The organism is Herbaspirillum sp. B65 (assembly GCF_000333555.1).
In the GTDB taxonomy this organism is placed as follows: Bacteria; Pseudomonadota; Gammaproteobacteria; order Burkholderiales; family Burkholderiaceae_D; genus Herbaspirillum; species Herbaspirillum rubrisubalbicans.
Genome location: NZ_BADI01000272.1, coordinates 1 through 8708, shown reverse-complemented (window position 1 = coordinate 8708; position 8708 = coordinate 1). Strand labels below are relative to the sequence as shown.

At 61.1% G+C, this 8708-nt stretch carries 14 protein-coding genes; all 14 read right to left on the bottom strand.

Annotated features, from left to right (window positions below; translation table 11 throughout):
- Position 1: 1 nt before the first annotated feature.
- Entirely contained in the window at positions 2–400 is a 399-nt protein-coding gene (locus I5W_RS07170; protein WP_050010630.1) for a phage baseplate assembly protein, read from the bottom strand.
- Entirely contained in the window at positions 401–1636 is a 1236-nt protein-coding gene (locus tag I5W_RS07165; protein ID WP_044528715.1) for a DNA circularization protein, read from the bottom strand.
- Complete coding sequence (locus tag I5W_RS07160) at positions 1636–3507, bottom strand: phage tail tape measure protein (RefSeq protein ID WP_044528714.1); 1872 nt, start codon at positions 3505–3507, stop codon at positions 1636–1638. Before I5W_RS07160 ends, I5W_RS07165 begins: the two co-directional genes overlap by 1 nt.
- A gap of 126 nt (positions 3508–3633) precedes the next feature.
- Positions 3634–4158, bottom strand: a complete 525-nt coding sequence (locus I5W_RS07155; RefSeq protein ID WP_252716928.1) for a phage tail assembly protein — start codon at positions 4156–4158, stop codon at positions 3634–3636.
- The gene (locus I5W_RS07150; protein WP_017452162.1) at positions 4155–4502 is read right to left on the bottom strand and encodes a phage tail tube protein; all 348 of its coding nucleotides are present in this window, start codon (positions 4500–4502) and stop codon (positions 4155–4157) included. Before I5W_RS07150 ends, I5W_RS07155 begins: the two co-directional genes overlap by 4 nt.
- Before the next feature lie 59 nt (positions 4503–4561).
- Positions 4562–5629, bottom strand: a complete 1068-nt coding sequence (locus I5W_RS07145) for a phage tail sheath subtilisin-like domain-containing protein (protein WP_252716927.1) — start codon at positions 5627–5629, stop codon at positions 4562–4564.
- A 75-nt stretch (positions 5630–5704) separates the two neighbouring features.
- A complete protein-coding gene (locus tag I5W_RS33175; protein WP_252716926.1) occupies positions 5705–6052 on the bottom strand; it encodes a hypothetical protein in 348 nt (115 codons plus the stop codon).
- Positions 6049–6285: a DUF2635 domain-containing protein gene (locus I5W_RS07140; protein WP_252716925.1), complete on the bottom strand. Its 237-nt coding sequence runs from the start codon at positions 6283–6285 to the stop codon at positions 6049–6051. The genes I5W_RS33175 and I5W_RS07140 overlap by 4 nt, the downstream gene beginning before the upstream one ends.
- Entirely contained in the window at positions 6278–6874 is a 597-nt protein-coding gene (locus I5W_RS07135; protein ID WP_034313344.1) for a phage tail terminator protein, read from the bottom strand. The genes I5W_RS07140 and I5W_RS07135 overlap by 8 nt, the downstream gene beginning before the upstream one ends.
- A gap of 9 nt (positions 6875–6883) precedes the next feature.
- On the bottom strand, positions 6884–7354 hold the full coding sequence (locus I5W_RS07130; RefSeq protein ID WP_044528711.1) for a hypothetical protein: 471 nt from the start codon (positions 7352–7354) through the stop codon (positions 6884–6886).
- 1 nt (position 7355) lies between these two features.
- Positions 7356–7667, bottom strand: coding sequence for a head-tail adaptor protein (locus I5W_RS07125; protein WP_252716924.1), 312 nt, complete (start codon positions 7665–7667; stop codon positions 7356–7358).
- 17 nt (positions 7668–7684) lie between these two features.
- Positions 7685–8029 (bottom strand): head-tail connector protein, encoded by a 345-nt coding sequence (locus I5W_RS07120; RefSeq protein WP_044528709.1) that lies wholly within the window; start codon positions 8027–8029, stop codon positions 7685–7687.
- A gap of 3 nt (positions 8030–8032) precedes the next feature.
- Positions 8033–8464 (bottom strand): hypothetical protein, encoded by a 432-nt coding sequence (locus I5W_RS07115; protein ID WP_044528708.1) that lies wholly within the window; start codon positions 8462–8464, stop codon positions 8033–8035.
- 64 nt (positions 8465–8528) lie between these two features.
- Positions 8529–8708, bottom strand: a 180-nt coding sequence (locus tag I5W_RS07110) for a phage major capsid family protein (RefSeq protein WP_044528707.1), incomplete at its 5' end; no start/stop codon positions are given.

Genomic DNA, 8708 nt, shown 5'->3' with positions numbered 1-8708 from the left:
CTCATGAACGACAGCAATGCCATAGGGGTTCACCAAGGCACCGGGCGATACTCTCAATGGTCTGATTGCGCCACTGCCCTGGCTTGTCATCAGGGCAGCTGTCCACCAGATCAGCCGTCAGGGCGCGCCCCTTGATCGACAGCGATATCGATTTGTCGTCATAGCGGATCGGCGTACCGAAGACATAGCCGGTCAGAACCAACTGTCCATCAATTCGTACCTCGCATTGATCTCCCTGGCGAACACGTACCTGGCCGCGCTGGTTGCCTGGCCAATCCCAGGTCACCGTCAGCGTGAAATCACGCGCCACACGCAAGACCCCTGCACCGATATCGACATCCATCCAACCGGCGTAGTCCTGCCCGTTGACGTTCAACGTCACAATCCCGAGATCAGCCATTTACTCCCTCGCCACTTGCAATTCAACGGCCGGAACAAAGCCGGCGTGCCGGATACGGTTTCTGGCCACGATCTCGGTTCCGCGAGAGGCATCGCCATAGAGCCGGTAGGCCAGCACCACAGCCGGTACCGTCGATGCCGGCGTTTCCGTGCGCAATCTCACCCCGGCACGCGCCACGGCAGAGAGATGGGCATTCACCGCCTGGCGCGTAGCGTCCAGCGTCTCGTAATGCCCGAGGGGCGAATACAGGGCGTATTGAAAAATGGCTTCCCCCAGATCATCCCGTGCTGCAGCGATATCATCGGCCACCGGCACGTCCGTCACCGCGACTGCCGTCGCGGCTTGGGCGTCCAGACTCGGCGTGGTGCTTGCCGCCACAAGCGGCTCAGGGATCGGAACGGCCGCAGCATCCATCATGCCGTTGTAAGTCGCGGCGTCCTGCATCAACGCTACGAGTGCGGTTTGCACGCCTTGCGCATCCTGCCCACCTGATACCGGCGCCTGGGCCAGCGCCGTGATGGCCGCTGCGCTGCCCGACACTGCGCTGCTGGAACTGCCAAAGCTACTGAATGGACGCTCCAGATCTGCCAGGGTCGAAAACACCATTGCCCCGAAGGATGAGGGAGCATTCATCAAGGCATCGAGCATGGAAGCACTGGATGAAAACAGCGAAGATAAGGGCTTGATGTAGTTATTGACCGCGCCGTAGACAGCCGCAACATTCGCCTGGATCGCGGAGACCTTTACCCTCGCCATATTCACCATTGCCATGGCCTGAGAGAACCGGCTCAGTGCGGATGCCTTCAACGAGTTTGCAGACGTCTGCACTTGCTGCCTTGTGTTGGTGGTCGCCGTCGGGAACCCCAGCTCACCCGCTTCCACGAACACCAGTTCAAAACGAACGACGCCTCCCTCTTCCCTGCTATGGCTGGCGGTACAGTCGCTGGTGGCCGTTACCTTCATGCGGCCATACCAGGGATGAATCAACTCCCCTTCGCCCGGCTTATCCAGCGCCGCCAGCAAGGCATCGCGCTCCTCCAAGCACTTCGCGCCAATGACGAAGGCAGCGAATCGAATGAGGCGCGTCTTGCGCCCCATATCTTCAGTGCGCACCTTGTCCTTGCCCGGATACTCGAAGATCACGACCTCCCGACCCACTGGCATGGTTTCGGTATCTACACGGAACGGCACCCCACGGAAGGAAGCCGGTTGAAGCCGTTTTTTCCAGTCACTCATTAGTTTCGTCCTAGTGTTCGATATCCGACCTTCGGCGTGATGTTTAGCCCCGGCTGATTCGACTGGGCCGAATCGGCCCGCATCCCAGCCGGCGCATCCTCAAAACGCACCACCATCTCGCCTTTCATGTTTGCCGTCGCCCCAGCACGCCCAGCGCCTGCAATCAACTGTTGGCGCCACCCTGCAGGCCCGCCCCCTGGTGCAGAACCCGCGTCACCGGAACCGCCCACACCCACAGCGGCAGCAGCCACTCTCGGAAAGGCGCCGGGCACGCCCGATGGCATCGCACCACCAGGACCGCTGACCATGGGCATCGCCTTGCGGCTAAAGACGAAATTAAAGCCGTCGATAAGGGGCTGTACGTAAGGGCGGATGCGGTCCCACATCTTGCTGAACCAGTCCACAATGGGCTCCCAATTCTTGATGATCATGCCCAGCGGCGTGAAGCTGAAGACCGTCTTGATGAACTCCCATCCCGCAGCGAAGCCGGATTTGACGACATCCCACATCTGACTGAAGAACGGCCCTACCGAACGCCAATTGGCAATCAGGAAGCCTGCCGCCAATGCGATGAGACGCACGGCAATGCCGATAGGCGTCAGGCTCGACACCGCCAGGAATAGCCTGGTCGCCAGCGTGGCACCCAGCACTGCGATACGCAGCGCGACGAACCCGGCCGCCGCCCCAACCAGCCCCTTGATCAACCAGGGATTGGCCGCCGCCATCGCGGCAATACCATCCGTGATGGGGCCGGCCAGGCCCAGGAAGCTATTGAGCGGGGGCAGCATGACATTGCCGACATTCACGCCCAGGGCGATGACGCGATTGGTGAAGAGCTGGATGTTGTTGGCCGTGGTCGCCGCCCGCGCCGCATACTCCTGATTCATGGAGTTGGCGAACTTGGTCGAATCCGTGACCTTGTCCAGGTTCTCCTTCAACTTGTCCAGGTTGGTCAGCATCGGGGCAATCGCCTCAATCGACTCCCGGCCAAAAAGCTGCTGCAGCACAGACGCCTGCTTGGGCTTATCCACCTTGCTGACAGCCGTCAGCACGCGCAGCATCGTCCCTTGCGCATCCTTCTGCATATCGATAGCCAGCTTCTTGGCATCGAGCCGAAGCGCCTTGAACGTCTGCTGCTGTTGCTTGGTGGCCGAGGCCCCGGCCGTCAAGGTCAGGAAGAAGTTCTTCATGCCAGTGGCCGCGACATCCTCCTGGATACCGACTCCGGCAAGCGTCGCGCCCATGGCGGCAATCTGGCCCGAGGCCAGGCCGGCCACCTCGGCCAGTGGCCCGATGCGGGTCACGATGGCCGAGATCTGCTTGGCCTTCGCCGGGCCGGTGTTGCCGAGATAGTTGATCTTGTCGGAGAGTGCGACGACCTCATCCTGGGTCATACGGAATGAAGTGCGCCACTTGGCCATCATCTCGCCCGCCTCGGCGGCCGTCTGATCAAAGGCCACGCCCATCTTCACCGCATCCTCGGCAAAGCGTGGCAGCTCACTACGATCAAAACCGGCCTGGCCGCCGGCCGCCACGATGGCGGCGATATCCTTGGCCGCCATCGGCAGGCGCCGCGACATCTGCAGCACCTCCTGGTTCATCTGCTTGAACTGGTCCGGCGTATCGAAGTTGACCACCTTTTTGACGTCTGCCATGGCCGACTCAAAGTCGATGGCCGACTTCGTGGCGGCGATCATGGTGGCCGCGAACGCCCCACCCTGGACCAGCTCGCCGAGCGAGATCTTCTCGCCAAGGCTGCTGGAGGTCAGCTGCTTCCGAAACGATGCTATGTTCTTCCGAATGCCGGCAAGCGTCGGAGACAGCTTGTCGACGCCCGTGATGAGCGCCTTCAACTGAAATTTATCTGCCATCCCCACCTCTCATTTGCTCAATACGCCAGGCCTGAGACCGATGCTCCATCAGGCGGGAAATCGGTCGAGACAGCTCGATCTCAGGATCGACTTGCCAGAACCATGCGCACTCGTAAGCGATGTCGATCAGTTCGCTTTCGTTTCGGAAGTCCCACCCAAGAAAAAACCAGCCACCGCCCAATACAGGGAATTGAGCTCACGCGCCGACAGTTCGTCCAACGCCTCCTGGTCCTTGCCCGAGCAGTGCAGCAGATACTTGGAGGCCGCATCGGTGTTGATCGTCATCGAGCCATCCGGGGATACCCAGTAAGGCAATGCCTTGACCTCCCGCGTGAACTTGCCGGTGGGCTCCTTCAGGCTGAATGGCAACTGCACTTCGTCGTCTGTTTCCTGGCCCAGGAAGAAGCCCACCACTTCCCAATACAACTGGTTGCGGTCCACGGCGGCCAGTTGATCGACCGACGACTGTGGAATGGCAGCGCAGGCCACCAGTAGCCGCGATGCCGCCTCGGTGTTGATGGCCATGGCGTTATCTCCGGCCATCCAGTACGGCAAAGCTCGGGCGACGCGGATCTGCAGCGCGGTCGGAGAGGTCAGCGTAATTTCAGTCACTTCCTGGCCATGGGCCATGATCGGCTTGGAGAGCATCATTGCCATGTCCCCTTAATGCCATGGAATTCGAGGCCGGCTTTTGCGTCATCGCCGGACGTGGTGGGTTCGCCCACCAAGTAGGCACCGGTCAGCACATAGGTGCGGCCGTTCTTGAATTCGCAGGTCACCGTCATATTGGTGCCAGCCGCCAGCTTGGCGCGGGGGAAGTTCGGCGTATCCACCGCATCGCACTTGATGTAGGGCGTGCGCTCCTTCTCCGAGAAAAAGCCCGGCACCAAGGTCTCACGGGTGACATCCGTGAGCGGCGCTTCGCAGCCACCGCTGACGACGATCTGCTCACCGTCCGCCTTGACGTAGCAATCGCCTGCTGTTTTTTGTCCCATAGAAATCTCCAAATAAAACGGCCCGGACTAGCCGGGCCGATAAGGGTTGATCAGGATGCTTAGGCCGTTTCCGCGTACTGCAAGCGGAACTGGTTGAGCAGCGCGAAGATACGCAGTTGGTTCACGTAGTCGGGCGGGAACAGCACATTGAGGCGGTTCGGATTGCGTGCATCACGCTCCACGATCAGATACTTCGCAAACAGTGCCGAGTTCTCCACCAGGCCGGCCGACTCCATGAGCTGATACTCACCGATGAGCTCATTGCGAATCACCGAAGGCGTCACGATGGCGTCACCCGGTCCATACTTGGTGCCATCGTTGGCCAGCTTGTGCCGCCCGTACTTGCTGGTAATGATCGACTGCAGACGGCGCATCACCGCGCCACTCACATGCATCGTCTCCGAGTCATAGTACGAATCGTCGGGTTGGCCGTAGCTATTGCGCTGGTAAGTCGTGCGCGCCCGCTCGATCTGGACCGAGGAGCCCGCATACTTCTGCGTCGCGATGCCATTCTTCAGCAGCGCGCTGCGCTCCAGGAACACGAAACGCTCACCCGATGGCGCCGGAGTCGATCCGACCAGCTCACCGGTTTGCGTAGGACGCGCCGGATCGGCTGAAATGAATGCTGCCTGGCGAGCCGTATAGGCAGCCACGTCATCCCAGATCAAATCGGGCTTGGTCGGCTCGAAGCCCTCAATGGTCATGTGCGCATCGTTGCGCTCCTTCCCGAAGGCAGACAACTGGCCCATCGTGCCACGGCGGCCGGTATAGACGTGGCCCCACAATTGCTGGGCGTAGGACCAGCGACCGGAGCTGTCATTCATCCACTCCTTGAAGTCGTCCAGGCTAGCCGAGTCCGAATACGGATGGCAGATAAACTCGAACGGCTCATCGCCCACCAGCGCCAGCAACGACACCAGATCCGGCGAGCCCGCGCCGCCCGTCAGATTCGTCAGGGTAACGCTCACCCCGGCCGGCGTCTTCTCGTTGGCCGAGACTCCTTTGAAGTTCATGGCCAGACGAATGTCGTTGCCGGTATCCCCCTTCCAACGACAGGTCAGCGTCACCACGCCTGCTGCCGCTTGAGCCGATACCGGCAGACTGGCGGCATTGATGGCGCTAGCCATGGCAGAAGCACTCTCCGCTGCCGTCTGGCCGAATCACACCGTGGCCCGCACGCGCGTGGCGCCCACGTACAAGTTTCACAGGCCACCTTCGGTCGCTACCCCCTCGAAAGTGACCTTGCCGCCGGCTGCAGTTCCGGTCGTGACCTTCACCGGTAGCACCCACACCTCGCCGGCAGGGTCGGATTTGCGCCAGGCGGCATACATGGACGCGAGCATGGACCCGGCACCACCGAGCGCGACCGCGTCACTGACGCGGGCCATCGGCTGCATCTGGTTGACCAACAGCACCTGGTCATCGTTGACCTGGGCGATCAGCAGGCGACGCAGCGTCGATACCCCGCTGTTGGCCATGCTGTTATCCATCTCGCCGTAGAACAGCGGCACGTTGACATCGGCCGGAATGTTATTGAACGGAACCGTCATTGCGACTCTCCTTCAGCCTTGGCAGGCTTTGCAGCCGACTTGACGGCCGGTTTTGCGGTACCGGCAGCGCCATCGCTCTCAACGATAACGACGTCGCCGGAATTGACGGCACGCACCCAGTAAGCGGTACGCGGTACGCTTCGGCCCTCGGCCGGCAGGTCTTCGCCGCGCTCGGGATCATGGACAACACGTCCTTCGCCCGGCTTGACGAACATGGAGCGGTCATTACTCACTTGTAAACTCCTGGTTAATGGTGATTTCAATACGCCCATCCGGGCCGGGATACTTCAGATTTTTGTCTGCCATCGGATCAATGGCGTCCAATTCAAACTTGATGCCTTCCAACCTGGGAAGCTCATCGCGCATGACGTCGCCCCAGTTCTCAGCCGGCCCTGCCCCATCGCCCCGGCCGAGCTGGAACTCGGTGAGATAGGAAAAGCGGTAGACGATGCGGGAGCGGTTCTGCAGGATCAACTGGCCACCGACGAACTCGATGGGATCGAAGTCAGGCATCGGCTTCCACCCCACCAGAGCCAGCGACAGCAGGCTGCGCACCAGGTGGATGTCATCGATGCGCTCCAGATCCTGGCCATTCGGTGCATCCAGCACCACCACGACATCAAACTGATCGGTGACGTCCTGGGCGACCAGACTCTGGTACTTGTTGCGCTCGGCATCGGAGTCGCCGACGATCACATAGGCGCAGGGTGTAGCCAGCTTGGCGCTATCCTCCAGCGCCTCCCAATCGATACCGCCAAAAACACGGCGCGCAAAAAAGGGAACGCGGTCGCGCAGTTGCGCGACAACGGGCGTGAGCTTCATGGGATTTCCTTACTTGATAACGAGCGCTTTCGCGAAAGCCGACTGCAGCATCCGTCGCACTTCCTCACCGCGGTCGGTGAGTGCGTCGACCATGTAATTACCTCGCGGCTCGACGCGGTTGCTGCCGCCGCCCTTACCGCCTGCCTTACGCTTACCGCCCGGCTTGCGCTTGACGCCGTAGTGCAGGAATGCCGGATAGAACTGCTTCATGTCGCTGGTCAATTGCGGCGCCACGCGGACCAGGAAGCCCGAGCGCGAGACCTTGAGCTTGATCGAGCGCTGCAGGCGCCCTGTCCGGCGCCCCGGATAGGCACCGGGCTGGGAGCGCACAGACTTCGCCACCAACTTGCGGGCGGCCATCTGGACCGCACGCCCGGACTGCCGCATGGCACGGCGGATCTGCTTCTTGTCGAAATCGATCTTCTTGTCGAAGCCGTCGAAGCCCTCAAAGTGCATGTAGAAGCCTTGATCTTTGGCCATCTCAGAGCTCCTCGACTTCCAACATGGTGAAACGCGGCGCCCCGTTCATGGCCATCGACCTTCGCACCCGGTACACCTGGTCGCCATGCATGATTTCATGATCGGAGGTAATGCCGTCGATCCGCCGCAGAAAGATGCGATGCGTGACCTTTTCATCAATCTGCACGCTCCCGGCATAGGTAGCGGCACCCACCGGCTCGATCTTGGCCCAGCGGTGCCGGCCTGCTCCAAACTCATGGGCCAATTCGGCATCGGCCAGCGGCAGATCCTGTCGATGCCGGATCTGCACCCGGCGATTCAGTTCGCCGGCCATCGGTTCATCGAGCGTCATCAGACCCCCATACACTTGCGATACGGCTGCAGCAGAGACTGCGATCCGCGCGGCAGTTCGTAGATGTCTCGTACCGCGACCACGTCAGATCGATGCTCATAGAGATGGCCGAGAATCAGCAGGATGGCGGCCTGGACGGCAGGATTGACCACCATGGGCGCTTCCCCTGCCGTATCAGCGGCCACGGCTTGCGCCATCGCCTCATCCGATTCGAACACCCGGCGATTCAGAAACTCTACGGCCGTCGATTCTGCCGCGCCCAAGTAGATCTCGATGCTGGCATCCTCATCGACCTCATCTACCTTCAGGTGCATCTTGGCCACATCCAGGGAAACGAGCGGCATGGATCAGCCCCCCTCGCCACCGTCCGCGCCCGGCTCCTTTACAGCCCCGTCCATCCCATCCGGGGGCGGCTCCTGGTCGCCGGCAGCAACAGGGGCTTGTGCAGACGTCTGTACCACGTTGGCCAGTATTCCTTCCTGGCCGCCTTGCGCGCCGTCGATGAGACTGTTCGCATTGGTACCGCCCTGAGGGACATTCGGATTCGCATCGCCCGCTGGAGCTGGCGCCGGCTCCTTCTTGGAGCGGCTGGTACGGGTGTTCGCTGTGCTCCCCTTAGTCGGGGCAACAGGCGCAACTGGCTCGGTCTCCACGCGCTTCACCAGGGATACCCGCTCCAACTCGGCAGCGATTGCTTCTGGGATCTCAACTACCTCACCCTTACGCAGATTGAGGCGGCCGTGCATGAGCGACTGCCGCGCAATAACTTTTACGTCCATGTGACTGCTCCTATGCCGGCGCCTAGTGGCACCGGCCTCATATTGAGATGTTGACCCGCTATGCTCAGGCCGCTTCCTGCGTCAGGTCACCCTTGACGAAGGCTTCTGGGCGGTAATCGGCCAGGGCCAGGCGCTCTTCGGCCAGGATGGTCACCAGGTTCTTTACGAAGTCGTCTTCGTTCTGGGTCACGGTGGTGACGCTGGCTTGCTCGCGGTCGAAGATCTGTGCGCCCATCTGAAGCCC

Excerpts from the sequence above, each read along its gene's own strand:
- I5W_RS07135 (WP_034313344.1), bottom strand. The coding sequence starts at position 6,874 with ATGAAGCTCACGCCCGTTGTCGCGCAACTGCGCGACCGCGTTCCCTTT.
- I5W_RS07145 (WP_252716927.1), bottom strand. The coding sequence starts at position 5,629 with ATGGCTAGCGCCATCAATGCCGCCAGTCTGCCGGTATCGGCTCAAGCG.
- I5W_RS07120 (WP_044528709.1), bottom strand. The coding sequence starts at position 8,029 with ATGCCGCTCGTTTCCCTGGATGTGGCCAAGATGCACCTGAAGGTAGAT.
- I5W_RS07165 (WP_044528715.1), bottom strand. The coding sequence starts at position 1,636 with ATGAGTGACTGGAAAAAACGGCTTCAACCGGCTTCCTTCCGTGGGGTG.
- I5W_RS33175 (WP_252716926.1), bottom strand. The coding sequence starts at position 6,052 with ATGACGGTTCCGTTCAATAACATTCCGGCCGATGTCAACGTGCCGCTG.
- I5W_RS07160 (WP_044528714.1), bottom strand. The coding sequence starts at position 3,507 with ATGGCAGATAAATTTCAGTTGAAGGCGCTCATCACGGGCGTCGACAAG.
- I5W_RS07115 (WP_044528708.1), bottom strand. The coding sequence starts at position 8,464 with ATGGACGTAAAAGTTATTGCGCGGCAGTCGCTCATGCACGGCCGCCTC.
- I5W_RS07125 (WP_252716924.1), bottom strand. The coding sequence starts at position 7,667 with ATGGCCGGCGAACTGAATCGCCGGGTGCAGATCCGGCATCGACAGGAT.
- I5W_RS07130 (WP_044528711.1), bottom strand. The coding sequence starts at position 7,354 with ATGGCCAAAGATCAAGGCTTCTACATGCACTTTGAGGGCTTCGACGGC.
- I5W_RS07150 (WP_017452162.1), bottom strand. The coding sequence starts at position 4,502 with ATGGGACAAAAAACAGCAGGCGATTGCTACGTCAAGGCGGACGGTGAG.
- I5W_RS07155 (WP_252716928.1), bottom strand. The coding sequence starts at position 4,158 with ATGATGCTCTCCAAGCCGATCATGGCCCATGGCCAGGAAGTGACTGAA.
- I5W_RS07170 (WP_050010630.1), bottom strand. The coding sequence starts at position 400 with ATGGCTGATCTCGGGATTGTGACGTTGAACGTCAACGGGCAGGACTAC.